A 25,617-nucleotide genomic window follows, 5' to 3' on the forward strand; every position below is an offset into this window, starting at 1 on the left:
CGCATCGGCGCGCAAGCTTTCAACGTGCGGTATCTCATTTTGTCGTGAGTTCGGCAATCGCTGCGTCGAGCACGGAGCCCGGAAGGGCGATGATGGACGGCGCCTGGGTGAACACCAACGCTGCAGAGACGGTCCGGCCCGGATAAAGCGGCGCTATCAGGTCGCGATAGAGCGCCATCTGCGCGCGATGGGCAAAGGACACATCCTCGATGCGCTGGATCGCCGGCCGGTTCGTCTTGTAGTCGATGATCAGAACCCGATCGGGCAGCACCACCATGCGGTCGAGCCGGCCTGAAACCACATGGTCGCGCCCGGCGAGACGCACGGTGCCCATGACGGAGACCTCGGCCCTGCTGCCCGGCGCAAAAACCTCGGCGAATTGCGGATCATGCAAAATGGCGAGCGCTTCGGCGGCAAGAGCGCTCGCGGCTTCCTCGTCCAGATGCGGCGCGGCACGCTCGATATAGCGATACGCGGCGGCTTCGCGGTCCTCCGCATCGATCGCCGGCAGCATCTGCAGCATGCGGTGCATCATGCGACCGCGTTCGAGACCTTCGGCGGCCCCTTTTCCGGAGCTGTCCGACCGATCGAAGAGCGGCGAGCGGACGGTGCCGCCGTCGTCAGCGCCGTCGATGATGGCGCTTGCACCGGATGGAACGAGCGGACGCGGCGGCCGAGCCGGCGGCGGCAGGGGCCGCTGCAGCACCACCGGCAGGTCGCGCAAAGAGTGCGACCCGGACAATGTTTTGGTGTCCTTGCTGATCGCAGGCTCCACCTCGCCGCCGAAACTCATCCCGCTCCACTGCTGATCGCCTGCAGAGAATTCGATCTTTTGCGCCTTCTCGCTCTTCGAGAGCGCGCTTGCGACCATCGAATGCCAGTGGGCGCCGCTTGGGGCGTTGATGCCGTGATAACCACACACGACCAGACGGTCGGCCGCCCGGGTCAGTCCGACATAGAGCAAACGGCGATACTCTTCCTCGGCGGAGGCTTCGAGCGACTGCCTTATGGTCCGCGTCAGGCTGTTCTCGTAGTCCTTGCCCGGGACCCAGAGGATCGGCTGCGGCGCCTCGCCGCCCATCTCGCGCAGTTTCGGGACGTGCGTTGCCTGCACCGCCGCGCCGCCGGAATCGACCAGAAACACGATCGGCGCCTCGAGACCCTTCGATGCGTGAACGGTCATGACGCGCACTTCGTCGCGCCCCTGCTCCATCTCCCGCTTGATCTCCGGCGACTGAGCCTCCAGCACGGCAAGAAATGCCTCAAGGCCGGGCAAACCGGTGCGTTCATGGTCGAGCGCGAAGGACAGGAATTCGTCGAGCAGATCCGCGGCTTCGTGGCCGAGCCGCGCGAGGAAATCTGCCCGCACGCCACCAGGACCGAGAAGTTCGGCATAGAAGTCATGGACCGACAGTTCACGCGCAGTCTGCCGCCAATGCTCAAGCCGTGCGAACGCGCGATCGAACGGCGCGACTTGCCGGTTGGCATGCTCGCACAAGGCGTCAAAGACGCCCCGATTGCCGGCACGTTCGTGGCAGAGCGCGAACAGATCGTCTTCCGACAGGCCGAAGAGCGGCGATTTCAGCACTGCTGCCAAGGCCAGGTCGTCATCCGGAAGGACGATCGCTCGACCGAGAGCAATCAGATCCTTCACCGCGATATGATCGGCGAGCTTCAGCCTATCCGCGCCGGCGATCGGCACTGTCGGGCTTTTCTTCAGTTCTCGCGACAGCGCGTTGACGAAGCCGTCGCGCTTGCGGACCAGCACGAGGATGTCGCCGGCCGCGATCGGGCGTGGCCCCTTCTTCGTCATGATCGTCTCGCGCGCGACCCATTGCCGGATCGTGCCAGCCACGCGACGCGCAAGCTGCGCCTTCGGGTCACTTTCAGGCGTGTCGTCGAAGGGGGCAGTCCAATCCTCGTCGTCGAGGCGCTTGTCCTTGCCGATCATCTCCCAGAGATCGACCCGGCCCATATCGCTGCCCCGCGCCGTGCTATGCTTGATCAGCTCGTCATGATCGCCGAGGCCGCGCTTGTGGTCGGCCTCGGCGAAAACGGCGTCTACCGCATCGAGGACATCTGCCGTGGAGCGGAATGACTGACGGAGAGCCACATTCTCGAACTGCCGCGCAGATGCCGTGGCCCTGCTCGCTGCATGACGCCCTTCCTCGCGGAACCGCTCGGGTCGCGCGCCCTGAAAGGAATAGATGGACTGTTTCTCGTCGCCGACGGCGAACAAGGTCCGCGGAACCCGCTGCTGTTCTTCGCCGGCAAAGAATTCCTCAGCCAACCGCCCGACGATCGTCCACTGCCTCGGACTCGTATCCTGGGCCTCGTCCACCAGAATGTGGTCAATGCCCTGGTCCAGCTTGTAATGGACCCACGCGCTCGCGCCCTTTTGGCCGAGAAGCGCCGTCGCGCGCTCGACCAGATCGTCGAAATCCAGCCGCCCGCGCTGGCGCTTCAGCCGCTCGTAGTCGGAAAGCAGCCGCGCTGCCAGCACATGCGCCGCCTTGGTCAGTTCCAGCATGCGCCAGAGCGCCAACCTGTCCTTGACAGCGACGATCTCGGCCGTCGCCTCAGCCAGTAGCTCCTCGATATCGGGGATGGAAGCGACGATGTCCGCGCTCGCGACGTTGCGGGTGGAGCGCGGTGAGCCGTCCTTGGTCAGGAAACACTGGACCAGCGCCGCGTAGCGCTCGGTAGGCGCCTGCTGTGCCGCGGATTTCAAACTCTCGACGAACTTCTTCGGCGAAGCGGCCTTGCCCGATCGGGCGACGCTTTCGAACAGATCGAGCAGACGGGCAGGAAACGCATGGAGCGGCCAGGCGCGTTGGGCGATCGTCTCTTCCGTCTCCTGCGGATCGATCGCGGTGCGCTTGTGCAGTTCCGCATCGATGCCGGCGCCGGCGCGGGCCGCATCGTGGAACCGCCCGATGAGCGTTCGCTGCCGGATCAGACCGTCCAGCAGTTCATCAAGCCCGAACTCGCCGACAGCTTCCAGGATGCGCTGAAAGGCAGCGGCCAGGTCCGCCTCGGTTTCGATCGTCGTTGCGCTCAGGAGGGAGCGTCGGGCCTCGGCAAGAAGCGTGGCGGACTCGCCGTCATCCATCACCTCGAAATGCGCGGCAACGTTGGCTTCCAGCGGAAACTGGTGCAGCAGCGCTTCGCAAAAGGCGTGGATGGTCTGGATCTTCAGTCCACCCGGCGTTTCAAGCGCGCGAGCAAAAAGACGACGGGCCGCGCTCAGCTTGATGGCATCGGGCGTTTGCCCTTCCAGCTTGTGCAACTCCGTTGCCAACGCTTCGTCGGATAACGACGTCCATTTCGACAGGCGTGAGAAAACGCGGTTCGACATCTCCGCCGCCGCTGCTTTGGTGTAGGTGAGGCACAGGATGCCAGAGGGGCGCGCGCCGGCGAGAAGCAGGCGGATCACCCGCTCGGCCAGCACATGCGTCTTTCCCGAGCCGGCATTGGCCGCCACCCAGGCGGAGGCGCGCGGATCGGAGGCGCGCGCCTGCTGCCGCGAGGTCCAATGGAGATCGTAGAGAGTCTCTGGCTCGCTCATGCCTCACCGCCCTCGTCATCGTCGGCGTCGCCATTGGCCCACTCTGCGACACGCGCGAGATGGTCGTACTCGCCCCCGTATTCGCGGGCCTTGGCGGGGATGATGCGTGAAGCGAAGCCACGCCTGCCGATTTGCAGGACCGCTACGAAGCCGGCTAACCGATCGAGCGACTGCATCCCGAGATCGGCCGCGGTCATATGCGTGCCGTCATCCGCGGAATTGGCGCCCCGGCGGTCTTTGCCCTCCAGTTCGTCCACCAGCAACCGGTCGGCGGGCTTAAGGCGCACATATTTCAGCGAGTTCGGCGTTCGTGGCCCGACCCGCTTGAAGCCGCCATCGAGCAGGGCTGCGGCCTCGAGCGGCAATTGCGGGTCGAGAAGAATTCGTGCCTGCTTTCGCGATGGCTCCGTACCCGACTTGAAGTCGATGATGTCGACCGTGCCATCTTCGCGCAGGTCGACGCGGTCGGCGATACCGGACAGCAGGACGCCGGTTTGCCGAACCGGGATTTCAGCGTGCAGCTCCGTATGGCGCTCGGCGATCTCTCCGTTTCGCTGCCTCTCCCAATCCAACCAGTGGCGCGCCACGTGATCGAAGCGCGGGCGCCACAGAACCTCGACGTGATGCGGCAGGCGCTGGGCGGCAAAGCACTCGTCGGCAATGCTTGCCAGCAGCAGATCGGCATCGGGATGATCGATGTCGGGGCAGCGGCTGATGAATGTCTCCAAAACCTCGTGATAGAGCGTTCCCCGCTCGGCCACGCCCGGATCGCGAATGAGCTCGGCCAAGGGGTCGAGACGCAGCACCTTGCGGGCATAGATGGCGTAGGGATCGCGCCGCAGCGTCTTCACTTCGCTGAAGGAGTAGCGCTTGGGCTGGGCTTCCAGGGGCGGACGCGGTTCTGGCCGTGATGCCTGCGGCACTGGATTGCGGCGATCGAGAAGCGCTGCCTGCGCAAGTATCTCCGCTCCGCGGAGGCGCATCGCAGCCGCCTCGGTCTCACCCGCAACCGCAAGCAGCCGTTGCAGCCAGCGCGACGCGACGGTCGGCGCGCCGCCGGAGCGGGTCGATCGGCTGAGAACGACGTTTTCTGCCCCGAGCGCCATCTGGAAATCATGGGCAGCCAGACCGATCCGCCGTTCGGGCGGCTCAAGCCCGATCGACGCCTTCATCGGCCGCGACAGAAACGGATCCTGGCCCGGCCGTTGCGGCCAGGAACCTTCGTTCAAGCCGGCCAGCAGCAGCGTGTCGACATCCTGCAGGCGTGCCTCGAGCGCACCCCAGATGAAGATGCGTGGATGGGCCGTCACGTCCGGTTTCACGACCTCGCCGGCGAGGAACGCGGCTGCAATATCGGCCCAGTCGGTGCCGTCCGCGGAAATCTCGGCTCGTGCCGCGATCAGGTCCGCGAAGAGACCCGCCAGCTTGTTGCCTGCCTCGCCGCCCCAGAGATTGCCGAGTTCGCCCCGGTCATCGGCAGCGACATCTTCGAGGACCCGCGCGGTCAGTTCAGCCCATTGCGCGATGGTTAGCCGTCCGGGGGCGGCATCGGTGCGGCGGCTCGTCAAGAATCGAGCGAAGCGGCCGGCAAGCGGCGCCACCGCCGCTTCGACGCGCCGCGTCATCACGCGGGCGGCAGCGATGTCCTCATCGGAGATCCGCCGTCGCCATGCAGGCTGGTGTCGGCGCTCCGACCGGGTCGCAGCCTCCGCATCCAGCAGCGCCGTCAACGCGGTGACATCGACATCGCCAAGCGTGCCACGCAGGGCGATGCGCTCGAAAATGCTGGCTGCCCGGCGCTTTTCGTCCGGCTCCATGCCGAAGCGGGCGAGCGGATGGCCGAGCAGCGCCGTCAGCGCGACCGGATCTCCCGGTTCCATGACGGTGTCGAGCAAGAGCCGCAGCAACGTGCCCTGAGGCGTCGAGAACAGCGGCAAGCCGCCGGAATCGTTGGCTTCAATTCCGAAACGGCGAAGCTCGATCGATACGCGGCGGGCAAGATTGCGATCCGGGGTGACGAGCGCCACGCGCTGTTTGGGATTTTCCGCCGCCAGCCGCATCGCCACCGCCAGAGCCGTTGCTTCTTCGCGCTCGCCGCCTGCTTCGATGACCGACACGCCTTCGAAGGCGGCAGGATCGATCGCGCCGACCCCATGCCAGTGATCGGTGGCCTGGGCGGGCAGCAGCGCTGTCGAAACCAGTCGGTTCCGCTCGGCAACCCTGTCCGACGTATCGCCGAGCGGCGTCACCATCTCACGCGCTGCGTCGAGGCGGTCGAGGAGACGGCTGAGACCGAATTGCGGATGGGCTGCGACCGCCGGGTCGGACAGCAGCCCGGCCTCTCCTCCGACCAGCGGCCAGATGTCCTCGGCAATGCCGAGATCGAGGCCGGGAAAGATGACAGCGCCCTGCTCCAGCTTCGCAATCGCGGCGATGAGGTCGGCCGTCGCTGGGATCGAACCGGTCGAACCGGCGACGATGACCGGCCCGTCCGGCGGATTTGCGAGCATGCGCGCGATTTCGGCCGACATGGCGGCATTTCGGTGCAGCGCCGGATCGGACCGGCTGAGTTCTTCAAGCCGCGCCGGCCAGAAGCTGCGGGCAATCTTCATGAATTCGAGCGTCAGCTGCCACCAGGTGCCGAAATCTGCCGCTTCCAGAGCATCGAGCGCAGCCCAGTCTCCGCCATGCGTGCCCATGGCATCGATGAGATCGCGCAGATCGCGCGCCAACCAAACCGCATCGGCAGGCGTTGCAGGCACGACCAGCGAATCGAAACGGCCATCGCCGAGTGCCGCCGGCAATGCCGCTTTCCAGCGTTCCACCAGGCTTGCAAGCTCGAGCACCGCCTCGACGGATCCGATCGACGGCGCGAGATCGAGTGTCGCCGGCATCTCGGCCTCGAAGAAGCCGCCATCCTCATCCAGCTCGCCGAGCGCCTTCAAAGTCGGCAGGATGGCGCTGCCCGTTCCGACGACGTCGACGAATTCGGAGCGCAACGACCGCACGGCGCGCCTTGTGGGCAGATAGATCGTCGCCCGCGCCAGCGATAGCGGATCGGTCGGGTCATAGCGAAAACCCGGTACAAGATCGCCCGCGCACAGGCTTTCGGCGAGGATGCGCAGGAACGGCGCACCGGGGGGAATCGTGAAAAGACGCTTCTGCATGGTTGCAGCCATATCAGCGCGTGACGGAAAAATCCGCAATGGCGGCTTCCGCGGCACCGATTGCCTCGGGCGTTCCCACCGTCAACCAGTGACCATTTAGCCGGATTCCATGCAGCCGACCGGCTGCAATGGCCGCATCAAAAAACCGGTTCAGCGAGAAGGGCTCGCGCGGCGCGTCCTGCAACAGCCGCGGATGCAGGATCATGGCACCGCAGTAGATCAGCGGATCGGCCAGCCCTTCGCGGTACCGGGATAGCCGGCCATCGCTCCGCACGACAAAATCGCCGCCGGCCTTTTCGTGACCCGTGCTCTGGCCCGGTTCGGCCAGGAGCATCAGCATGTCCATCGTATCAGGGTCGAAGGCGGACCAGAGGCGAGCGATGTTCGACTCGCCCGCATCCGCCGGCTCGAGCCAGAAACTGTCCGCATTGATAAGGAGAACGGGCGCCGCGCCGAGCAGGTGCGCCGCTTTGACGACACCGCCACCCGAATCCAGCAGGCGCTCCCGTTCATCGGAGATCGTCACCCATGGCATGAGAGGCGCGAGATGCGCTTCCATCTGATCGGCCAGATGATGAACGTTGACGACGACATGGTCGATGCCATCGGCCTTCAGGAGATCGATGAGATAGTCGATCATCGGCCGCCCCGCGACGGGCACGAGCGGCTTCGGCGTGGTCAAAGTCAGCGGGCGAAGGCGCGTGCCGAGCCCGGCTGCGAGGATCATCGCGCGCTTGCCAGCCTTATCCGCCATGTGGCTGTTCCGTCTCGCCCAAGACCCCTGCCCCCTCATACCATGCGCGCAACGGTGCGAGATCGGGGTGGCACAAAGCCTCCGCCAGATAGGCACGCATGCGGGGCAGATGGCGGAGATAACCCGGCTTTCCATCGCGCTGCTTGAGGCGAACGAAAATGCCGAGGATCTTCGAGGCGCGCTGCGCCTGCATCAGGGCCAGCGCCCTTCGAAACGCGGTCTCGTCGAAGGAGCCCAGTGCATGCCGTGCCGCCACATAGGCATCCACCAGCCGATCCGCCATCGGCTTCTCGATAGTGACGCGGGCATCCTGCACGATCGAGGCCACGTCGTAGGCCGTCGGCCCCAGCATAGCGTCCTGGAAATCGATGATGCCCAACCGGTCGACGCCGTCACGGTCCGCGCGCCAGATCAGGTTCGGCGAGTGGTAATCGCGCAGGACGACATGGGTCTCGTTGCCATCGAGCGAGGCGATCGCTTTGCGCCAGAGCGTGATGTAGTCTTCTCGTTCGGTGGCAGACGGTGGCGATCCACGCTCATGCGCCAGATACCAGTCCACCAAAAGCTCGACTTCGATCTGCATTGCTCCGATATCGTAAGCCGGCAAATGATATGTCCCGTTCCCCACAGGCAATGCGGCCGGAAGCGAGGTGGCGTGCAGATGCGCGAGTGCTTCAACGGCGGCAGTGTAGCGTTCTTCGATCGGGGCGCCCGATGCGTCAAGCAATCCTTCGGAGCCAAGATTCTCAACGACGAGAAAACCCTGCTCCAGATCTTCGGCGCGTATTTCGGGCGCACTGAAGCCTTCGCTTTTCAGCCATTTGGCCATGGCAACGAAGGGGCGAACGTCTTCGGCGAGATGTGCGATCCGCGAATAGGGCTTGCCATCCCTGATGACGGGGCCATCGGGCTGAGCGGGTGCATTCATCAGGATGGAAGGCGATGCGCCATGGTCCACCAGGCGCTCATAGGCCCGGCTCGAGGCGTCTCCGAGCAAGAAGCGTCGCTGGATGCCTTCAAAACCCGATGCGTCGAGGAAGGCACGCGCAGCCAGGGTCCGGTCGATGCGCGCGATGACCTGGTCTGGCGCCTGGATACGTACTGTTCGCGCGTCAGCTGTTTTACCTTCCGCGATCGTCAGGCGGACCGCACCTTCCGGAAGCATGTGACCGGCGCGCTCGGGCCACTCGACGAGCACCACGCCGGTTGCGATGGCTTCGTCGAAGCCGAGCTCTGCGAGTTCATCCGGGTCCGTGATCCGGTAAAGATCGAAATGCGCGATCGTCAGGCGCAGCTCGTAGGATTGTACGAGCGTGAAGGTCGGGCTCGGCACGTCGAGATCCGGATCGTCCGCAACCGCGCGGATCAAGGCCCGCGCGAAGGTGGATTTGCCGGCGCCCAGTTCGCCCGATAGCGCGAGCACGTCGCCGGCTCGGAGCATGACCGCCATGTCTTCGGCGAGCCGTTCCGTCGCCTGCTGGTCGGCGAGATGAAGGAGCCTTTCGCCCATGCGCCTGCTTCTCTATTCCGCGGCCACCGTTTCGAGCCGGCTCCCGGCGGGCAGGCGGCAAATGATCGTCGTGCCTCGTCCCTCGACGCTGTCCACCTCGACGCGGCCGTCATGCAGGCTGACGAAGCTGTCGACGATGGAGAGGCCAAGGCCGGCGCCGCGACGGCGGCCGCCCGAACCATGGCTTTCGAACCGCGAAAAGATCGTCTGCAGCATGTGAGCCGGGATGCCGGGGCCCTGGTCGGACACCGAAAAAACGATGTCGCCTGCTTCGCGGCGGCAGCGCAGCTGGATCTGCGAACCCTCGGGCGCGAAATTCGCGGCGTTGCTCAGCAGCTTCGACAGGATCTGGCGAACCCTCTGCCGATCGGCGACAAAGGTGCCCGGATGGGCCGGAGCATCGACGGCGAGCGTCAGATCGCCTTCCTTCAGCCGATCGCTCATCAGGTTCGCCGCCTCGTCGAGAAGTTCGGCAATGTCGATCTCGGTGCGCTCCAGCGTCATGATGCCGGCATCGACCGTGGCAAGATCAAGGATGTCGTTCACGATCATCAAAAGCACGGAGGAGGAGGTCGCGATGTGCTCCACATACTCGGCCTGCTTCGGATTGAGCGGCCCTGTCGTCTCGGTGCGCAGAAGGTCGGCAAAACCGATGATGTTGGTGAGCGGGGTGCGCAACTCATAGGAGACATGCTTGACGAAGTCGTTCTTCAGAGCGTCCGCCTTGCGCAGCGCGTCGTTCTTCTCGGTCAACGCCTTCTCGACGCGAGCGCCGTCCGTCACGTTGACGAAGGTCAGCATGGTCTGCGCGTTTGGCAGCGGCACGACGGCGTAGTCGAGAATCAGGCCGGTCTTCAGATCGAAGCGGCCGGAATAGCTGCGGCGTTCCTCGTCCAGACTGGTGATGATGGCCGAGAAGTTGCGCCAGCCATCGTCTTCCGGATAGGCCGGTTCGCACACGCGGGTGATGGTGCTGATATGCGTTCCGGGCTGCGCCTCGGCTTCGCCGATGCCCCAGAGAACGCGGAAGGCTGGGTTGGAAAGCCTCAGCCGGCCATCGGCACCGAATACGCACACAGCTTCGGCGAGATGATCGATGGTCTCGCCCTGCACCTTGACCAGCGTATTGTAGCGCTGCTCCAGATCAACCTGCTCGGTGAGATTTTCGAAGACCCAGGTGGCGCCGCCTTGTGGGTGTGCCGTCGCAAACACGTTCAGCGTGCGGCCATCGGGCAGGTACCAGAAATTCTGCTGCGGCTCGACACTGTGGTAGACGGCGAGCATCTGGTCCTTCCAGTCGCGCCAGGAGTGCTGCTCCGGCAGCTTTCCGTCAACGCGGAGGCGCTCCAGGAATTCCGCGTTGCCCGGCCGCGTTTCAAGGAAGGGCGTATCGAGCCCGAACAGCTTCTGGAACGCCTGGTTGTAGAATTGCAGGCGCTGTTCGCGATCGAAGATGGCGACGGCGGTTGCCAGATGGTCCAGCGTCTCGGAATGGCTTCGTAGCGTACGGGCGAGTTCTTCACGCACGGCCTCGACGTCGCTGATGTCGCTTGCCATGCCGGCAACGCCCATCACCGAGCGCGCTTCTACAACGTCGTAGATCGTCCGGTTGCCACGCACCACAGTCGATAGTTTGTCGGCAAACGGGCGATCGGGCGTTGCCGCCATGCGGATGCGCTCGCGCTGGTGGGTGCCAATCAACTCGAGTTCGCGGCGCACCGCATCTTCACCATCCACGGCCTCGACAGCGTGGGCGTAGGCACTGTTGACCCACAAGAGCCGGCCATCGGCCATGCGGACCCAGAAGGGTTGGTCGATCGCATCCAGGACTGTCTGTATGGTTTCCATCGTCGTGGCCAGGCGATCACGCTCGGTCTTCAATGCTGCTAGCTCGGCACGCAGATCGCCAAGGGCGAGGAACCGCACGAAGGCGCGGCCGCCTGAAACCCTGCCTTGCGCCTCAAGCAGCTGGCCGCGCTGTGTCTCGATCACCACGTCGAAGGTTTCGCCGCGGGCGCGCAGAAGATCGACGGCGTTTTCAAGCGACGCGGCGGACTTTGCCTCCAGCCAGCGCCCGAAAGCAAGGAAGGCGGCGCGGGTTTCAGGTGCTCCCGCTTCCGTCGGCAGATCTCCGAGAAGAACGGCGGACTGGTCATCGCCGTCCCAGACGATGATCCGGCGATCCTTGTCGACAATCAATGCGTCGTAGCGATCGATCTGCGTGTTCGCGTCGCCGAGCCGTACCTTGAGTTCGCCGTTCTCGGCTTCGATCTTCGCCTTCTCGCGGATGATCCAGATTGCCGACAAAAGCGCGGCCGAGACCGCGCCTATGACCGTTGCTCCACCGACGACGTCGATCGACGACAGCGCCCATCCGAAGGGAAGCGGAATTGCCTCTGCCGCAAATGCCAGATCCGGCGCCGCGATGATGGCGGAACCTCCGGCAAAAGAGCCGGTCCAGATCGGTTTTCGCAAGAGTTTGCGCGACGCGGCCGGTTGTGCCCCGTCAGCTGCACACCCATGCTCAGGCGCACCCTGTGTCCCGTCAGACCCCGACATTTCGTCGTCCTCTCCGCAGCCCGTTGGACCGGCCTTCCACTGAGATGAAAGAGCCCCATCACGCGGGACCCGTCGCGGCGCCCAGTCGTCCCCGTCAGGCGCGCGCGAATCGTATGGTCGAGGGTACCTTTTCGCTGAATCGCCGGAAAGGCCAAGGCGCCAAAAAGTAAGGCCGCGCCTTCTGCAAGGCGCGGCCTGGATGGGCTTAAGTCTTAAGACTGGAGATCAGTAGCGATAGTGTTCCGGCTTGAACGGTCCGGTCTGCGATACGCCGATGTAGTCGGCCTGTTCCGTCGACAACTCCGAAAGCGACGCGCCAAGCTTGGCCAGATGCAGCTTCGCAACCTTCTCGTCGAGGTGCTTCGGCAGGACGTAGACTTCGTTCTGGTACTGCTCGCCGCGGGCGTAGAGCTCGATCTGCGCCAGGACCTGGTTGGTGAACGAGGCCGACATGACGAAGGACGGGTGACCCGTCGCGTTGCCGAGGTTGAGCAGGCGACCTTCCGAAAGAAGGATCATTCGGCTGCCGCCCGGGAACTCGATCATGTCGACCTGGGGCTTGATGTTGTCCCACTTGAAGTTCTTGAGCGCGGTAACCTGAATTTCGTTGTCGAAATGGCCGATATTGCCGACGATCGCCATGTCCTTCATCTCGCGCATATGCTCGAGACGGATGACATCCTTGTTGCCCGTGGTCGTGATGAAGATGTCTGCCGTCGAGGCAACCTCTTCCAGCGTCACGACCTCGAAGCCGTCCATGGCAGCCTGCAGTGCGCAGATCGGATCGACTTCCGTGACCTTGACGCGAGCGCCGGCGCCCTTGAGCGAGGCAGCCGAACCTTTGCCGACATCGCCATAGCCGCAGACGACGGCGACCTTGCCGGCCATCATCACGTCGGTCGCGCGGCGAATGCCGTCGACCAGCGATTCCTTGCAGCCGTACTTGTTGTCGAATTTCGACTTGGTGACGCTGTCGTTGACGTTGATCGCCGGGAAGGGCAGCAGGCCCTTTTTCTGCAGCTGGTACAGGCGGTTCACGCCGGTGGTGGTCTCTTCGGTGACGCCCTTGATGGCGTCGCGCTGGCGCGCGAAGAAGCCCGGCGTTGCAGCCATGCGCTTCTTGATCTGCGCGAACAGAATTTCTTCTTCTTCGGAGCCCGGGTTCGACAGGACATCTTCGCCGGCTTCGGCGCGGGCGCCGAGCAGGATGTACATGGTCGCGTCGCCACCGTCATCGAGGATCATGTTGGACGTACCGCCATCGGTCCACTGGAAGATGCGGTCGGTGTAGGTCCAATAGTCTTCCAGCGTTTCGCCCTTGACGGCGAAGACCGGAACGCCGGTTGCAGCGATCGCCGCGGCAGCGTGGTCCTGCGTCGAGAAGATATTGCACGATGCCCAGCGGACTTCAGCGCCGAGAGCCGTGAGCGTCTCGATCAGCACCGCCGTCTGGATCGTCATGTGAAGCGAGCCCGTGATGCGGGCACCCTTCAAAGGCTTGGTCTCGCCGAATTCCTCGCGGCAGGCCATCAGGCCCGGCATCTCGGTTTCGGCAATGGTGATTTCCTTGCGGCCATAGGCTGCAAGCGACATGTCGGCGACGAGGAAATCGTCACCCTGGGCGAACTGCGTCTTGATGGCTGTGCTCATCGTCATCTCCGAAAGCGCGTCGAGGGCGAGCAACAATGCTGGCCCGGGACGGCAGAATGGCGTCATGGGCGCCCCATATCAGGGATCGGCGCTACCATCAACTCACATATAAAGATTTCTTTATGTCGTTATGCGATCAATTGGATCAGCATTCTTCGCCGAAGCGGTTGGCAACGAGTTCCGCCAGCGCCTCCAGAGCCTCGGGCGCCTCGGGGCCACTTGCTTCAACCGCGATATGGCAGCCGGGGCTGGCCGCCAGCATCATCAAGCCCATGATCGAGCTTCCACCGACGCTGACGCCGTCCTTGCTGACGACGATCTCGGCGTCGAACCGCTCTACGGTCTGGACGAATTTCGCCGATGCCCGCGCGTGCAGGCCGCGCTTGTTCACGATCGACAGCGTTCGCTTCAACGGCTGGTCGATGGTGCCCATATCATTTGCCACTGAGGATTCGGCTCGCGACATTGATGTATTTCCGGCCCGCATCCTGCGCCTCTTCGAGCGCGCGCTCCATGTTGCCATCGACCCGCACGCCGGCGAGCTTGATCAGCATCGGCAGGTTGACGCCGGCGATGACTTCGATCCGTCCGCCGTCCATCACCGAAATCGAAAGGTTGGAGGGCGTTCCACCGAACATATCGGTCAGAATGATGACGCCCGCCCCATGGTCGACACGGCTGACTGCATCGACGATGTCGAGACGGCGCTGATCCATATCGTCGTCAGGGCCGATACAGACGGTCTCCACCGACGCTTGCGGACCGACAACATGCTCGAGCGCATGCTTGAACTCTTCCGCAAGCTTGCCGTGGGTGACAAGCACCAAACCGATCATCAAATGAGGGCTCCCGTCATTCTTTCATTATCGCGGCACGCATCACATGCCCCGGAGCGTCGGCGCAAATCTTGTCGAGCGAACGCCCGAGTGCAAGCGCAAAAAAGTCACATCGAACCGCTGAATGCCTGATTCGTTGTCTGTTTCGATCCAAATGCGTCCAAAGCTGCCGCAAGGGTTGCAATCGCAACGGCCGGCTCGCCGTATCTGAGAGGAAGGATGGGCAGGGAAATGCCGTCCGCGAACGTCATTCGCGTCTCGTCAGGCACCCGCTCCGCGCTGATTGGCGCCAAAACATGATGCAGAACGGCGCTTTGAATGAACGGCAAAGGGACTATGCCCGTTCCGCGCACCTCGATCAGCCCGGCGATCGGTGCCGGCGTGCTGGCGATGACCCGGCCCGCCCTGACGGTGATCCAGACGCGGTCATCGGCAACCAGCCGCGAGAAAATGCCCTTCGAGGAGCATGCGTGGATGATGGCCAGTGCCAGCGCGCTCTTTCCTGACCCGGAGGAGCCGGTGATCAGGAGGCCGATCTCCCCCACGACGAGTGCCGTTGCATGGACATTGGAGGCGGGGGCGTCCATCGCGCTCAGCGGTGTTCGGCAGGCAGGCGGATCAGGAAGCGGGCGCCCTTGATCGGACCATCCTCGGTGTCACGCATGTTCTCGGCCGTCAGCGAACCGCCATGAACCTCGACGATTTGTCGGCTGATCGACAATCCAAGGCCGGAATTCTGGCCGAAATCCTCACCCGCCGGACGGTCGGTATAAAAACGCTCGAAGATGCGATCGATGTCTTCGGCCTGGATGCCGGGCCCGTTGTCTTCCACCGTGATCCGATACCAGTCGCCCTTGCGGTCGATCGTCACAAGGATTCTGCCATCCTGTTCCGGCACGAAGGACCTTGCGTTCTCGATGAGGTTTGTGACCACCTGTCCGAGCCGCAGATCGTGGCCGTGCACGATTGCAGCGTTGCGCTGGGACGGCTCTAGCTTGACGGCAAGGTCGATGCGGACCGGCTTGGCATTGGCATGGGCATGGCGGGCAAGCTCCACCAATTCGGTCAACAGCTTCACCATATCCACGCGCGACGCGTCCTGGCGCGCGAGTTCGGCATCCAGCCGCGAGGCGTCCGAAATGTCGCTGATCAGGCGATCCAACCGGCGCACGTCATGCTGGATGATTTCAAGGAGACGTTCCTTGTTCTCCGGTGTACGGGCCAAAGGCAGGGTCTCGACGGCGCTGCGCAACGAGGTCAGTGGGTTCTTGAGCTCGTGGCTGACATCGGCGGCAAAGCGCTCGATTGCGTCCATGCGATCGTAAAGCGCGTTCGTCATGTCGCGAAGCGCGACGGACAGGTTGCCGATTTCATCCTGACGATCGGAAAAATCCGGGATTTCCTCGCGTGCCCGCGCCCCGCGCTTGACGCGCACCGCTGCGGCAGACAAGCGGCGCAGCGGATTGCCGATGGTGCTGGCGAGAAGCAGGGACAGGACGATTGAGACGGTAGCCGCGACGGCGAAAATGCGCACGATCGCCAGCCGCTCGGCATGGACGATCTTGTCAATATCGCCGGCCTGCGTGGAGAGCAGCAGAACGCCGAGCACCGCGCGGAACCGCTGCACCGGCACCGCGACGGAAACGATCAGCTCGCCCTGGTCGGTAACGCGCACCACGGCGCCGCGCCCGCCGGTCAGGGCATTGACGACTTCGGGATAGATGGACCCGTCGCCGCCCGGCTCTTCGCGATAGGTCGGTAGGTTGCGCTGCTGCAACATGCGGTTCACGACATTGCCGACGCTGCCGAAAAGGCCTTCCTCCTCCGGCGCGACCGGTGGCAGATCGTAGCGCAGCACCTGGCCGCTCGAATAAAGGTAGCGGGAATCCAGGATGAGGTTCGCTTCGCCGTCATAGATGCGCGCCCGTGTGCGGGTCGGCGAAATCAACCGCCGCAGCACCGGAGCGACGCGTTCCGGATTGATCGGAAAATCGAGATTCTCATCCAGTGAATTGGGCGCAATGCTTTCGCCGGCCTGCAACTCGAGCAGCTTTTCCGGATCGATCGTGATCGAATTGGTTTCGACGGTCGCCGAACCGGCGATCGCGCCAGCGATGATCTCGCCTTGCGTCAAAAGACTTTCAACGCGCGCGTCGATCAGGCCTTCGCGGAACTGATTGAGATAGAGGATGCCGAAGACGAGGACGAGCAGGCCGGCGAGATTCAGGAAGAGAATGCGCCGGGTAAGGCTTGAGAAGACGATGTTGCCGAATAGGCGCCGGATCAGCATGAAAGGCAGACTCAGCGGACGCGGAGCACCGCGGCGCGGCCTTGCGGACGCCCCGGACGGTCTGGAACCGCCTTGCTGCGTTTCAGCGACCATGGCCGGTCGTCTTGCCTTTCATCCTCGCCCTCCGAAACTCAACGATGTCAGGCGGGCGTTTCGCGGAAACGGTAGCCGACACCGTAAAGCGTTTCGATCATGTCGAAACCGTCATCGACCATTTTGAACTTCTTGCGCAAGCGCTTGATGTGGCTGTCGATGGTGCGATCATCCACGTAGACCTGCTCATCATAGGCGGCATCCATCAACGCGTCGCGACTTTTCACAACGCCGGGGCGTTGGGCGAGCGATTGGAGGATGAGAAACTCAGTGACGGTCAGCGTGACGGGCTCGTTCTTCCACGTGCAGGTATGGCGTTCCTGATCCATGATCAGCGAGCCGCGCTCGAGCGTCTTCGAGGTGACCTGCCCAGGCTTTGCGGCGGCCGCGAGCTCGCGGTTGCTGGCTCGGCGCAGAACGGCGCGGACGCGCTCGACAAGAAGCCGCTGAGAAAAGGGCTTGGTGATGAAATCGTCGGCGCCCATCTTCAAGCCGAAAAGCTCGTCGATCTCCTCGTCCTTCGACGTCAGGAAGATGACGGGAATATCGGATTTCTGGCGCAGCCGTCGCAGCAACTCCATGCCGTCCATGCGCGGCATCTTGATATCGAAGATCGCGAGTTGGGGTGGCCGGGCCAACAAACCATCCAGCGCGGATGCCCCATCGGTATAGGTCTCGACGCGGTACCCTTCCGATTCGAGCGCGATCGATACGGAGGTCAGAATGTTCCGGTCATCATCGACAAGAGCGATGGTCTGCATTGGCAAAGTCTCCGTTGACATCCGGCGCGTCCCTTAGGCTGATTTCAGGTTGCTCGAAGCCCCACCCGCCCCGCGGCACGCCGCGCGCCACACACGCGCAGACCAACCGCCTGCGCTACATGGGTATGAAGTAAGAACAAAGTGTGGCACGCCAGCACTGCCATGTCACCCGCACCTTTGCGCACTGCCAAGGCCGCATGGCGGAAGCTGGAGATCCAACACCGGCAATACAACCGATTTAAACTGAAGGCGACATTTTTAAATCGATTAATACTCTGATATTATTGCGAAATTACTGATTCATCGTGTTGCGTTGTCCGAGCGTCGACACTATTGTCCGGCTCCTTTCAATCCGCCCCGCAAGCCAGGAGCAGGTGACATATGAAGCAGATCGGACGGCGCAATCAGGCCATCGACATTGCGACGATCGGGTTTTCCGATGTCGCCAGCGTGCATTACAATTTGCCGGAAGCCGCGCTTTACGAGCAGTCCATCTCCCGTGGAGAGGCCGAGTTGACGGTGCATGGCGCATTGCGGGCTCTGACCGGCCAGCACACGGGGCGCTCCGCCAAAGACAAGTTCATCGTCCGCGACGAGCACACCGATGGCGTCATCTGGTGGGACAACAACAGGGCGATGTCGCGCGATCATTTCGATGCGCTTCACGCCGATTTCCTTGCACACGCCAAGGATATGGATCTCTTCGTCCAGGATCTGGTCGGTGGCGCCGATGCCGAAAACCAGCTGCCGACGCGTGTCGTCACCGAATTCGCCTGGCATTCGCTGTTCATTCGCAACCTGCTGATCCGCCCTGCCGCTGAGACGCTGGACGACTTCCAGCCGAAGCTCACGATCATCGACCTGCCGAGCTTCCAGGCCGATCCAGAGCGGCACGGTTCGCGCTCGAGCACCGTGATTGCCGCCGATCTCACGCGTGGCATCGTGCTCATCGGTGGAACGTCCTATGCGGGCGAAATGAAGAAGTCCGTCTTCACCGTTCTCAACCATCTCCTGCCTGCCAAGGGCGTCATGCCGATGCATTGCTCTGCGAACACCGGTCTGGCCGGCGACGCAGCGATCTTCTTCGGACTTTCCGGAACAGGCAAGACGACGCTTTCGGCCGATCCGGCCCGCGTTCTCGTGGGTGACGACGAGCATGGCTGGGGCGAAAACGGCATCTTCAATTTCGAAGGCGGCTGTTATGCCAAGACGATCCGCCTTTCGCGCGAAGCAGAGCCGGAAATCTACGCGACTACCGAGCGTTTCGGCACGGTTCTGGAAAACGTCGTGCTCGACGAGCAGCGCCGTCCGCAATTCGACGACGGATCGCTGACGGAAAACACCCGCTGCGCCTATCCGCTGCATTTCATTCCGAATGCCAGCTCAACAGGGACGGCTGCGCATCCGAAGAACATCATCATGCTGACGGCGGATGCCTTCGGTGTGCTGCCTCCGATCGCGCGGCTGACACCAGCGCAGGCGATGTATCACTTCCTGTCGGGCTACACTGCCAAGGTTGCAGGCACCGAGAAGGGCGTAACCGAGCCAGAGGCAACGTTCTCGACTTGCTTCGGCGCTCCCTTCATGCCGCGGCACCCCTCCGAATACGGCAATTTGCTGCGTGAGTTGATCTCCCGCCACGGCGTTTCCTGCTGGCTCGTGAATACCGGCTGGACCGGTGGGGCCTACGGAACCGGCTCGCGCATGCCTATCCGGGCAACACGCGCTCTTCTTGCCGCCGCGCTCGACGGCTCGCTCAACGAGGCGAGCTTCCGGACCGATCCGAATTTCGGGTTCGAAGTGCCGCTCGCCGTCCCCGGCGTCGACGCGGCGATCCTCGATCCGCGCCGCACCTGGGCCGATGGCAACGCCTACAACCGGCAGGCGGAGAAGCTCGTTTCCATGTTCATCGCCAATTTCGAGAAGTTCGAAGAGCATGTGGGCGGCGATGTGCTGGGCGCAGCACCCCGGCTTCCCATGGCCGCCGAATAAGTCACGCCACCGATGCATCGGAAGGCCTGCGACCCCGGAACGGTCGCGGGCCTTTGTTTTTCTGTTCGCCGACTTTTCTTTTTGCGAGTCCAAGCGCAAATGGGGACATGGCCAGCGACGACCTCATCATCACACGCGCGATCACCATCAAGGGATGGGAGCTGACGGAGCAGTTCATCACGTCTGCCGGCCCCGGCGGACAGAACGTCAACAAGGTCGCCACCGCGGTTCAATTGCGGTTCAATGCCGCAAACTCCCCCTCGCTCACGGACCGGGTCAAGGAAAACGCGCTGAAGCTCGCCGGGCGCCGCGCGACCAAGGATGGCGACATCGTGCTGGAAGCAAGCCGGTTCCGAACCCAGGAGCGGAACCGGGAGGATGCCCGCGACCGGTTGCGCGAACTCATCGCCAAGGCAGCCGAGCCGCCGCCACCGCCGCGCAAGAAGACCCGGCCGGGGCGCGGCGCCATCGAGCGACGCCTGAAGGCCAAGTCAGAGCGCGGATCGATCAAGAAGATGCGCGGCAAGGTAGATGACTGAGGCATCGTCGGGGCGGGATCGCATTGCGGAAGGTTTCCGATACCTCCCAGCCCACCTCACGATGGACAATCAGCGCGCACTTTTGGAGGATATTCGGCTCGTCGTCGCGCAGGCACCACTCTACGTGCCACGCATGCCGCGCACCGGCAAGGCCCTCAGCGTGCGCATGACGAATTGCGGCGACCTTGGATGGGTGACGGACCAGGCGGGTGGCTACCGCTACCAGCCGCTTCACCCCGCGACCGGGCGACCTTGGCCGGCGATGCCGGGATCACTTCTCGATCTGTGGCGCGATCTCGCCGGCGTCGATTTTCCACCGGAAGCCTGTCTCGTTAATTTCTACGACGCCGATGCCCGGATGGGACTGCACCAGGACAAGGACGAGCAAAATCTCGACGCACCGGTCCTTTCCATTTCGCTCGGTGACGATTGCCGCTTCCGCATCGGCGGAACGGTGCGCGGCGGCTCCACCGCATCGCTTACGCTGAACAGCGGCGATGTCGTCGTCCTCGGCGGACCAGCCCGCCTCGCCTATCACGGCGTCGACCGCATCTACGCGGGCACGTCAACGCTCCTGAAAAACGGCGGGCGGATCAATCTGACGCTGCGGCGGGTGACGCCAATCCAGACCCCTGGAACCGAGAGTTAACGCTTGCGCCTTAATCTCGCGGCGAGACCCAGCGCGAGCCTTCCATGTCGACGATCGAGAGCATACCGACCAAGACGTCTTTGCGGATGCCGGCACGGTTTCTGATAGGCGAGAATGCTCCCGTCCTGCTGATCATCGCCCTGCATGGGGCAGCGGTTCTTGTCGTGCGGGGCTGGATCGGGTTCGAAGGGCTTGCTCACCCGCTCTACTTCAAACAGTGGATCCCTCTCTACCTCGTCATGTGCCCGATCCTCATGATCGCCGGCATCTTGTTCACGATCATCCACCGCACCAATGACTGGCGCGAACGACGACTTCTGCTGCAGGAGGCGACGTCGGCCGATCGTCTCGCAACGTTCACGTCCGGCCTCGTGCTGCTGATGGCGCTCATGCTCTTCATGGGCAGCTTCACGACGTTCAAGACGATGATGCCGACCCTTCGCGGCGGCTTTCTCCACGATCGCGCGCAGGCCGACTGGGATGCCTGGCTGCACTTCGGACATGAGCCTTGGACGCTCCTGCAGGGATGGCTCGCGAGCGACTGGGGCCGTCAGACAATCGAATTCAACTACAACGTCGTCTGGTTTCTGGTTTGCTTTCTGCCGTTGTTCTGGATTGCCGTGTCGCCACGTGCTTCGGCCTTCCGCGCCCGCTACTTCGCCTGTTTCACGCTAAGCTGGATCGTGATCGGCAACCTCCTGGCGCTCGCGTGGATTTCGGCAGGGCCTGCCTTCTACCATCACGTGACCGGCGACACCGAGCGCTTTGCCGGTCTCATGACGTTCATTGCCGGAGGCGAGGGTTCCGCTCATTCGGCCGCGCGGTTCCAGGAATATCTCTGGTCGACTTATACCCGAGGCGAGATGGCGTTTGGGACAGGCATTTCCGCCTTTCCGAGCATGCATGTCGGGCTCGCCGCGTTAAATGCGTTCTTCCTCTTCGACTACAGTCGCAGACTTGGTGCGATTGCCTTCGCCTATCTCGGGCTCGTGCTGGCGAGTTCAGTCTATCTCGGATGGCACTACGCGATCGACGGCTATGTTTCGATCGTCGTCGTTCTCGCGCTGCACATCGCACTTAAAGCGATCGAAGGGCGGCCAGGTAGGATCAAAGTTTCCTGAGCGCCACCTGTTCGATCAAGTGGTTCTCGCCCTTCTTGAGGATCAGGTCGGCGCGGGGGCGGGTGGGCAGGATGTTTTCGCGCAGGTTCTTCAGATTGATGTTCTGCCAGAGGCCTTCCGCGACGGCGCGTGCCGCGTCTTCGGAGATCGTGACGTAGCGGTTGAAGAAGGAATCGGGGTTTTTGAACGCCGTTTCCCGCAGGCGCATGAAGCGTTCCACATACCATTTGTGGATCAGGTCTTCGGACGCATCGATATAGATCGAGAAATCGAAGAAGTCGGAGACGAAGGGAACGATCTTTCCGTCTTCCGGCAATGTGCGCACCTGGAGCACATTGATGCCCTCGAAGATCAGGATGTCCGGGCGGTCGACCGTCTGGAACTCGCCGGGCAGAACGTCATAGGTCAGGTGCGAATACAACGGTGCCTGAACGTTGGGTTGCCCGGCCTTGATGGCCGACAGGAAGCGCAGCACCTGGCCGATGTCGTAGCTTTCTGGAAAGCCTTTGCGATCCATCATGCTGTCGCGCCGAAGCGCCGCGTTGGGATAAAGGAAGCCATCGGTCGTCACCAGGTCGACCTTGGGGCTCGACGGCCAGCGCTTCAAAAGCTCCTGCAGCACGCGGGCCGTGGTCGACTTGCCGACCGCGACCGAGCCGGCGATGCCGATGACGAAGGGCGTCTTGGTCGTGTTGTGCGCGTTGAGAAAGTGCGTGCGCTGCTTGAACAGCAACTGCGTCGCCTCGACATGCGCAGAAAGCAGCCGCGACACGGCCAGATAGATGCGGCTGACTTCGTCGACGTCGATCGGATCGTTGAGGGACCGAAGCCGGCCGATCTCGTCGGCTGTCAACGTCAGCGGCGTGTCGGCCCTGAAACGCGACCATTCCTCGGCGGAGAAGATGCGATAGGGCGAATAGGTGCCCGGCCTGAAATGATCGAGGCCGATATCCTCGCCAAACCCCGTATCGCGCTTCATCGCGGCGCGGCGCTCCCGTCGCGATCGGCCTTCTCCTGAAGGCCGGATTTTCCGGTGCGGCGCTCGAGTTCCGCCATGATCTCGGCGAGCGGAATATCGGCGATCTTCAGGACGACGAGCAGATGGTAGAGCAGATCCGCGCTTTCCCCGACCAGTTCCGCCCGATCCTGGCCGACGGCCGCGATCACGGTTTCAACCGCCTCCTCGCCGAGTTTCTGCGCCGCCTTTTCGCGGCCCTTTAACACCAATCGCGCAGTCCAGGATTCGTCAGGCGAGGCTGCAGCCCGCTCTGCAACGATCGCTTCCAATCGGGAAAGATCGAAACCATTCATACGTCACCGTCCCTGCCCTAAAGGAGCCTAGAGTAATTTCGCTTTTCTTCGAAACGCTCAATCACTCTCAGTTTTTCGTTTGTCGCGTTTCCGAACGGTGAACCGGCATCCATTTCACCTGGAAACGCTCTAATCGAGCCGCACCGCGATACCGGCGGCAGCCATGTGGCGCTTGGCTTCGTCGATGGTAAATGTACCGAAGTGAAAGATCGAGGCGGCGAGCACCGCCGTTGCATGGCCATCGCGGATCCCTTCGACCAGATGGTCGAGCGTTCCCACCCCGCCAGACGCAATGACGGGCGCGCGCACGGCGTCGGCAATGCTTCGGGTCAACGCGATATCGAAGCCGCTCTTGGTGCCATCCCGGTCCATCGAGGTCAGGAGCAGTTCACCAGCGCCGCGATCCACCATGTCGATGGCAAACTCGATCGCGTCAATGCCGGTTTCCTTGCGCCCGCCATGGGTGAAGATCTCCCAGCGCGCATCCTCGCCAGGACCCGAAACCCTCTTGGCGTCGATTGCGACGACGATGCACTGATTGCCGAACTTGTCGGCCGCTTCATTGACGAAGGCGCGGTTGTTCACTGCGGCCGTGTTGATCGAGACCTTGTCGGCGCCAGCCAGCAGCAATTTGCGGATATCGGCGACCGTGCGGACCCCGCCACCGACCGTCAGCGGCATGAAACACTGTTCAGCCGTGCGGGCGACGACGTCGAAGATCGTCTCGCGGTTGTCGGACGAAGCGGTGATATCGAGGAAGCAAAGTTCGTCGGCACCCGCGGCATCATAAGCCTTCGCCGCCTCGACCGGATCACCCGCATCGATCAGATCGACGAAATTGATGCCTTTGACGACACGGCCGTCCTTCACATCCAGGCAAGGAATGACGCGAGACTTGAGGCTCATTTGCCGGATTCCTTAGCCGACTTGAGAACATCGAGGGCTTCGGCCGGATCGAGGCGGCCATCGTAGAGCGCCCGTCCAGTGATCGCGCCTTCGAGCCTAACCGCATCCGGCATCGTCATGCGCACGACATCGGCGATGGAGGCGAGGCCGCCGGATGCGATGACGGGAATGGAGACCGCATCGGCCAATTCCAGCGTGCTGTCCCAGTTGATGCCCGTGAGGATGCCGTCCCGGTCGATGTCGGTGTAGATGATCGCCGCAACGCCGGCGCCTTCGAACTTGCGGGCGAGCTCGATCACGCCGAGCTCCGAGGCTTCCGCCCAGCCTTCAACGGCAACCTTGCCGCCCTTGGCATCGATTCCGACGGCGATCTTGCCGGGGAATCGCTTGCAGGCTTCGATGACCAGCGCGGGATCACGCACGGCAACGGTGCCCAGGATGACGCGGGCGAGCCCCTTGTCCAGCCAGGCGTCAATCTGCTCGATCGTGCGAATGCCGCCGCCGAGCTGCACCGGATTGTCGGTCGCCTCGAGAATGGCTTCCACTGCCGCGCCATTGACGCTCGATCCGGCGAAAGCGCCGTCGAGGTCGACCACATGCAGCCACTCGAAGCCCTGATCCTGGAATGCCCGGGCCTGTGCGGCCGGGTCGGTGTTGTAGACGGTCGCCTGCGCCATATCGCCAAGCTTCAAACGCACGCACTGACCCTCTTTCAGGTCGATGGCTGGAAAAAGGATCATGGGGCCCAACGCAGAAAATTGGCGATGAGAGCGAGACCGAGGGTCTGGCTCTTCTCGGGGTGGAACTGGGTTCCGGCACGGTTGTCGCGCGCGACGATCGCGGTCATCGCGCCACCGTAGTCGGTGGTTGCGACGACATCTTCCGGACGGCTGGCGGCAAGGTGATAGGAATGCACGAAATAGGCGTGCAGCCCGTCGCGCCCGGTCGGGATGCCGTTCAAAAGCGGGTGATCGCCGCGCTGGTCGATGGTGTTCCAGCCGATCTGCGGAATTTTCAGTGCCGGATCGCCTGGACTCATCTCGACGACGTCACCGGCGATCCAGTCGAGACCATGGGTTACGGTCTTTTCGAGCCCGCGCGTCGACATGAGCTGCATGCCGACGCAGATGCCGAGGAATGGCCGTCCGCTGGTAACGACGACTTCGTCCAGTGCCTCGCGCATGCCGTCGACAGCGGCGAGACCGGCGGCGCAATCAGCATAAGCGCCGACACCTGGCAGCACCACGCGGTCTGAGCGCCGGACCATTTCAGGATCGGCCGTCAGATGGATTTCAGCGGCAAGTCCGGCCTCACGGGCTGCACGCTCGAAAGCCTTCGTGGCCGAACGGAGATTGCCGGAGCCATAATCGATGATCGCGACCTGCATGGTCAGCGCACTCCATTCCATTCAAACATGCCGAAGCTTTCCGCGGGCCTTTGAAAGCCAGTTTTCGCGCCGTCGGACCGCATCTCATTCACATCACGCACATCCGGTTCAACGGTGCCGTCGACGGAACCGGTCGCAGCGTGCCTGGTGAAGAACACTTCCTCGGCCTCGTCGAGTGAGAACGCGTCGACCAGCGCTTCCATCCTCCAGCCGCGTGCTTCCAGCTTTGCTGTCCGCAGGCGGTTACCCTCGAGACCAGCGTAGAGCGATGTCGCGACCGAAAACGCAAAACCGGTTGCGAAGGTATCGCCCGTCGCCATCAGCCAGTTGGTGACGGCGGCGACGAGAAAAAAGGCCCCTGTCCAAAGCCACATGCGGTGCCAGAGGAACCAGAAGACCGGGAAGATGAAGGCGAGCGGCGCAAAGCCATCGCGAATGAAGCGCGTCTCGATCCCGTCCGGGTCGCCGCCTGGCGGCGTCATCACCACGAAGGTTTTCATTCGGTCATCTCTCTTCGTCCGAGC

Annotated in this window: 21 protein-coding genes; 4 read left to right on the top strand and 17 right to left on the bottom strand. The window is 63.0% G+C overall.

Annotated elements, in window-relative coordinates:
* Positions 1-34: 34 nt before the first annotated feature.
* From addA to GC125_RS02065, 11 genes are all read right to left on the bottom strand, one after another.
* Positions 35-3,568 (bottom strand): double-strand break repair helicase AddA, encoded by a 3,534-nt coding sequence (gene addA, locus GC125_RS02015; protein ID WP_151983645.1) that lies wholly within the window; start codon positions 3,566-3,568, stop codon positions 35-37.
* Entirely contained in the window at positions 3,565-6,735 is a 3,171-nt protein-coding gene (gene addB / locus GC125_RS02020; RefSeq protein ID WP_286165331.1) for a double-strand break repair protein AddB, read from the bottom strand. The genes addA and addB overlap by 4 nt, the downstream gene beginning before the upstream one ends.
* Before the next feature lie 13 nt (positions 6,736-6,748).
* A complete protein-coding gene (locus GC125_RS02025; protein ID WP_151983649.1) occupies positions 6,749-7,489 on the bottom strand; it encodes a nucleotidyltransferase family protein in 741 nt (246 codons plus the stop codon).
* The gene (gene tsaE, locus GC125_RS02030; RefSeq protein WP_151983651.1) at positions 7,479-8,999 is read right to left on the bottom strand and encodes a tRNA (adenosine(37)-N6)-threonylcarbamoyltransferase complex ATPase subunit type 1 TsaE; all 1,521 of its coding nucleotides are present in this window, start codon (positions 8,997-8,999) and stop codon (positions 7,479-7,481) included. The genes GC125_RS02025 and tsaE overlap by 11 nt, the downstream gene beginning before the upstream one ends.
* Before the next feature lie 12 nt (positions 9,000-9,011).
* Positions 9,012-11,558: a sensor histidine kinase gene (locus GC125_RS02035; protein WP_151983653.1), complete on the bottom strand. Its 2,547-nt coding sequence runs from the start codon at positions 11,556-11,558 to the stop codon at positions 9,012-9,014.
* 225 nt (positions 11,559-11,783) lie between these two features.
* Positions 11,784-13,208, bottom strand: coding sequence for an adenosylhomocysteinase (ahcY, locus tag GC125_RS02040; protein ID WP_151983655.1), 1,425 nt, complete (start codon positions 13,206-13,208; stop codon positions 11,784-11,786).
* 145 nt (positions 13,209-13,353) lie between these two features.
* Positions 13,354-13,641, bottom strand: coding sequence for an HPr family phosphocarrier protein (locus GC125_RS02045; protein WP_151983657.1), 288 nt, complete (start codon positions 13,639-13,641; stop codon positions 13,354-13,356).
* Between the two features lies 1 nt (position 13,642).
* The gene (locus GC125_RS02050; RefSeq protein WP_151983659.1) at positions 13,643-14,044 is read right to left on the bottom strand and encodes a PTS sugar transporter subunit IIA; all 402 of its coding nucleotides are present in this window, start codon (positions 14,042-14,044) and stop codon (positions 13,643-13,645) included.
* A 107-nt stretch (positions 14,045-14,151) separates the two neighbouring features.
* Positions 14,152-14,631 (bottom strand): HPr kinase/phosphorylase, encoded by a 480-nt coding sequence (locus GC125_RS02055; protein WP_151983661.1) that lies wholly within the window; start codon positions 14,629-14,631, stop codon positions 14,152-14,154.
* Positions 14,632-14,636: 5 nt separating this feature from the next.
* The gene (locus GC125_RS02060) at positions 14,637-16,427 is read right to left on the bottom strand and encodes a sensor histidine kinase (protein ID WP_151983663.1); all 1,791 of its coding nucleotides are present in this window, start codon (positions 16,425-16,427) and stop codon (positions 14,637-14,639) included.
* Between the two features lie 47 nt (positions 16,428-16,474).
* On the bottom strand, positions 16,475-17,188 hold the full coding sequence (locus tag GC125_RS02065; protein ID WP_151983665.1) for a response regulator transcription factor: 714 nt from the start codon (positions 17,186-17,188) through the stop codon (positions 16,475-16,477).
* Positions 17,189-17,569: 381 nt separating this feature from the next.
* Here GC125_RS02065 and GC125_RS02070 point away from each other — a divergent pair, with 381 nt between their 5' ends.
* The 4 genes from GC125_RS02070 (at position 17,570) to GC125_RS02085 (ending at position 21,489) form a co-directional block, all read left to right on the top strand.
* Positions 17,570-19,180 (top strand): phosphoenolpyruvate carboxykinase, encoded by a 1,611-nt coding sequence (locus GC125_RS02070; protein WP_151983667.1) that lies wholly within the window; start codon positions 17,570-17,572, stop codon positions 19,178-19,180.
* A 107-nt stretch (positions 19,181-19,287) separates the two neighbouring features.
* Entirely contained in the window at positions 19,288-19,719 is a 432-nt protein-coding gene (arfB, locus tag GC125_RS02075) for an alternative ribosome rescue aminoacyl-tRNA hydrolase ArfB (protein WP_151983669.1), read from the top strand.
* Positions 19,712-20,368, top strand: coding sequence for an alpha-ketoglutarate-dependent dioxygenase AlkB family protein (locus GC125_RS02080; RefSeq protein ID WP_151983671.1), 657 nt, complete (start codon positions 19,712-19,714; stop codon positions 20,366-20,368). The genes arfB and GC125_RS02080 overlap by 8 nt, the downstream gene beginning before the upstream one ends.
* A 44-nt stretch (positions 20,369-20,412) precedes the next feature.
* Complete coding sequence (locus GC125_RS02085) at positions 20,413-21,489, top strand: phosphatase PAP2 family protein (RefSeq protein WP_151983673.1); 1,077 nt, start codon at positions 20,413-20,415, stop codon at positions 21,487-21,489.
* Here the strand turns inward: GC125_RS02085 and coaA are convergent.
* The 6 genes from coaA to GC125_RS02115 all read right to left on the bottom strand — a co-directional run bounded on the left by coaA (position 21,476) and on the right by GC125_RS02115 (position 25,593).
* A complete protein-coding gene (coaA, locus tag GC125_RS02090; protein WP_151983675.1) occupies positions 21,476-22,468 on the bottom strand; it encodes a type I pantothenate kinase in 993 nt (330 codons plus the stop codon). The two genes, GC125_RS02085 and coaA, sit on opposite strands and share 14 nt — an antisense overlap.
* Positions 22,465-22,800, bottom strand: a complete 336-nt coding sequence (locus GC125_RS02095; protein WP_151983677.1) for a phosphoribosyl-ATP diphosphatase — start codon at positions 22,798-22,800, stop codon at positions 22,465-22,467. Before GC125_RS02095 ends, coaA begins: the two co-directional genes overlap by 4 nt.
* 129 nt (positions 22,801-22,929) lie before the next feature.
* Entirely contained in the window at positions 22,930-23,706 is a 777-nt protein-coding gene (hisF, locus tag GC125_RS02100; protein ID WP_151983679.1) for an imidazole glycerol phosphate synthase subunit HisF, read from the bottom strand.
* Positions 23,703-24,446, bottom strand: coding sequence for a 1-(5-phosphoribosyl)-5-[(5-phosphoribosylamino)methylideneamino]imidazole-4-carboxamide isomerase (hisA, locus tag GC125_RS02105; RefSeq protein WP_151983681.1), 744 nt, complete (start codon positions 24,444-24,446; stop codon positions 23,703-23,705). The genes hisF and hisA overlap by 4 nt, the downstream gene beginning before the upstream one ends.
* Positions 24,443-25,093: an imidazole glycerol phosphate synthase subunit HisH gene (gene hisH, locus GC125_RS02110; RefSeq protein ID WP_151987442.1), complete on the bottom strand. Its 651-nt coding sequence runs from the start codon at positions 25,091-25,093 to the stop codon at positions 24,443-24,445. The genes hisA and hisH overlap by 4 nt, the downstream gene beginning before the upstream one ends.
* Before the next feature lie 2 nt (positions 25,094-25,095).
* Positions 25,096-25,593, bottom strand: coding sequence for a DUF2628 domain-containing protein (locus tag GC125_RS02115; protein WP_151983683.1), 498 nt, complete (start codon positions 25,591-25,593; stop codon positions 25,096-25,098).
* Between the last annotated feature and the right edge of the window lie 24 nt (positions 25,594-25,617).

Source organism: Rhizobium sp. EC-SD404, assembly GCF_902498825.1.
GTDB lineage: Bacteria > Pseudomonadota > Alphaproteobacteria > Rhizobiales > Rhizobiaceae > Georhizobium.

Excerpts from the sequence above, each read along its gene's own strand:
- GC125_RS02080 (WP_151983671.1), top strand. The coding sequence starts at position 19,712 with ATGACTGAGGCATCGTCGGGGCGGGATCGCATTGCGGAAGGTTTCCGA.
- GC125_RS02065 (WP_151983665.1), bottom strand. The coding sequence starts at position 17,188 with ATGCAGACCATCGCTCTTGTCGATGATGACCGGAACATTCTGACCTCC.
- GC125_RS02025 (WP_151983649.1), bottom strand. The coding sequence starts at position 7,489 with ATGGCGGATAAGGCTGGCAAGCGCGCGATGATCCTCGCAGCCGGGCTC.
- GC125_RS02070 (WP_151983667.1), top strand. The coding sequence starts at position 17,570 with ATGAAGCAGATCGGACGGCGCAATCAGGCCATCGACATTGCGACGATC.
- GC125_RS02115 (WP_151983683.1), bottom strand. The coding sequence starts at position 25,593 with ATGAAAACCTTCGTGGTGATGACGCCGCCAGGCGGCGACCCGGACGGG.
- GC125_RS02095 (WP_151983677.1), bottom strand. The coding sequence starts at position 22,800 with ATGAATGGTTTCGATCTTTCCCGATTGGAAGCGATCGTTGCAGAGCGG.
- hisH (WP_151987442.1), bottom strand. The coding sequence starts at position 25,093 with ATGCAGGTCGCGATCATCGATTATGGCTCCGGCAATCTCCGTTCGGCC.
- addB (WP_286165331.1), bottom strand. The coding sequence starts at position 6,735 with ATGCAGAAGCGTCTTTTCACGATTCCCCCCGGTGCGCCGTTCCTGCGC.
- GC125_RS02035 (WP_151983653.1), bottom strand. The coding sequence starts at position 11,558 with ATGTCGGGGTCTGACGGGACACAGGGTGCGCCTGAGCATGGGTGTGCA.
- addA (WP_151983645.1), bottom strand. The coding sequence starts at position 3,568 with ATGAGCGAGCCAGAGACTCTCTACGATCTCCATTGGACCTCGCGGCAG.
- tsaE (WP_151983651.1), bottom strand. The coding sequence starts at position 8,999 with ATGGGCGAAAGGCTCCTTCATCTCGCCGACCAGCAGGCGACGGAACGG.
- ahcY (WP_151983655.1), bottom strand. The coding sequence starts at position 13,208 with ATGAGCACAGCCATCAAGACGCAGTTCGCCCAGGGTGACGATTTCCTC.
- GC125_RS02050 (WP_151983659.1), bottom strand. The coding sequence starts at position 14,044 with ATGATCGGTTTGGTGCTTGTCACCCACGGCAAGCTTGCGGAAGAGTTC.
- hisF (WP_151983679.1), bottom strand. The coding sequence starts at position 23,706 with ATGAGCCTCAAGTCTCGCGTCATTCCTTGCCTGGATGTGAAGGACGGC.
- GC125_RS02085 (WP_151983673.1), top strand. The coding sequence starts at position 20,413 with ATGTCGACGATCGAGAGCATACCGACCAAGACGTCTTTGCGGATGCCG.
- GC125_RS02045 (WP_151983657.1), bottom strand. The coding sequence starts at position 13,641 with ATGGGCACCATCGACCAGCCGTTGAAGCGAACGCTGTCGATCGTGAAC.
- hisA (WP_151983681.1), bottom strand. The coding sequence starts at position 24,446 with ATGATCCTTTTTCCAGCCATCGACCTGAAAGAGGGTCAGTGCGTGCGT.
- GC125_RS02060 (WP_151983663.1), bottom strand. The coding sequence starts at position 16,427 with ATGGTCGCTGAAACGCAGCAAGGCGGTTCCAGACCGTCCGGGGCGTCC.
- arfB (WP_151983669.1), top strand. The coding sequence starts at position 19,288 with ATGGCCAGCGACGACCTCATCATCACACGCGCGATCACCATCAAGGGA.
- GC125_RS02055 (WP_151983661.1), bottom strand. The coding sequence starts at position 14,631 with ATGGACGCCCCCGCCTCCAATGTCCATGCAACGGCACTCGTCGTGGGG.
- coaA (WP_151983675.1), bottom strand. The coding sequence starts at position 22,468 with ATGAAGCGCGATACGGGGTTTGGCGAGGATATCGGCCTCGATCATTTC.